The 1,758-nt window shown below is 60.4% G+C and carries 1 protein-coding gene; it reads right to left on the bottom strand.

All coding sequences use genetic code 11. The annotated features are described in order from the left end of the window. The coding region (locus AC1DWI_RS21740) for a YcaO-like family protein (RefSeq protein WP_477725738.1) at window positions 1-1,758 on the bottom strand (1,758 nt) is incomplete at both ends.

The raw sequence follows: 1,758 nt of genomic DNA, 5'->3' as shown, positions 1-1,758 counted from the left end.
GTGTTGGGCGTCATGCTGCGCGGAAACCAGTGCCACGTGCGCCCATGGCACTTGCAGATGCTGGACCGTCACCCTGCAGCCGGCCGCTTGCAAGGTGCCGATGCGCTGCGCAATGTCCTCGGGCCATTGTTCAGCGGGAACCAGGGTTCCTGGCTTTTGAGCAAGCCAATGCCGCATGAACGCATCGCGCTCCACCACCTCCAGTAGTGCTCTAACGGTAGCGTCTTCCACAGTGGTGCTGGCGGCGCAACCTGAGGATGTCACCTGGGTATACGGGCGTGAGGTGTCGTGTCCGAGGGCAGCAAGGCTGTTGCGTGAAAAAACGAGTTCCGCCAGCACCCGGACCCTTTTGCCCGTCTCCAGGTTCAACGCATCTGCCCAAGGATAGGATTGTGTTTCTGAGAATGGTTGATAGAAGAAATTCGAAGTCTCGTACTGTTTCTCCGCGTAGCAGACGAACTGTCGGGGATCCAGTGCATGCTCGACCTCGGCGATGCTACCTTCGACGATGCCTCGCGGTTGCCGGAAGCCTTCGCGCTCTATGGCTTCGGCAATGGCCTTGCGTACCGCCAGCAATGGGTCTGTTCCGCGGCCCCAGGTGTGCGGCCGCTCGTCATTCTCATCGAGAATTTTTGCACGCGCCAGGTGAAAACCCATGGAGTAAAGCGCGGATTCGCCGTTGACCCAGGCAAAATCGATCAGCGGCATCCGCTCCATCATGGCAATTTGCTCGGAAGTAGCCTTGACACCGAACATGGCCGAACCCAGCAGCAGTTGCCGGCCGAGTCCGCACATGCGCGCGATCGGCCGTTCGTAATACCCGCCTATTGTTGCGTAGCCCAGCTCCAGGGCACCGGCGCTGAGTGCGCCGTTGTGCAGCGCTGCACCGGCTTCCATAAAGAGGTACTGGAGCGAGCGGTTGCGGTAGCGCGTCGCTGCAATCGCCGGATCGGCGGCGAGGAAAACGGCACCCGTTGCGTAGGTTAACTCCCAGGGCTTGCCGAAGGCCAGGGCCAGCTGCGGCGGTGTGTTCCCGACGGGGTGCAGCAATACCGTACGCTCGTCGGGGTATTGAACCTTGTACACGCCGGGCAGATAGTCACCGACCTGGCGTTGCAGCGCCACGTAAACCTCCACCAGGTGCATGCCACCTGCAGACGCGATGGTGCGTTGCGGCATCGCATATCCTATTCGCGGATGCTTGACCCGGACTACACCGGCGAGGGACCAAAGCAGTTTGTGCAGCGCGGAAATGGATACCGGCTTGTCATCAAAGGTATAGCTTGTTGTGCGCGCGGAAAAGAAAGGGTCAAGCGGCGTGCTTTCCACTCTGGCGGCAGACTCGGGCAGGGTTTCCTCGGACTGCTCTTCATTCCACAAAAAGCGTGCTGCAATGCTGCCTGTCAATTTGGCGGCCGCTGAAAGGCCGAAAGGGCYGAACTGAAAGGCGTAGTGCGCAGCGTGTGCGCTCACCAGGCTGGCGTCGATCAAAGCGCCCTCGGCGAGCAGGAATTCCATGAATTGGGCAAACTCAGAGCGCTCCTGCGCGTTCCCGAAACTCTTCAGGATTTCGTCGACAGTGCGTGTTCCGTCGCACAGGCTGAAGGCCTGGTCCAAAAGCAGTGCGGGTGCCTGGACTTCGATGTCTTCGTTGGCTGTGCGAACCACCAACGTTGCCAGGCGGCCCTTGCTGCGGATACGGCTGGCGCCGGAAAACATGGGCGACAAACGGTCTGCAGCGTCAAGGCAGGCCTGCAC

It is taken from the genome of Polaromonas sp. P3_C2 (assembly GCF_056402675.1).
Note: the sequence above shows the minus strand (reverse complement) of the source record. Positions and strands in the feature narration are given on the sequence as shown.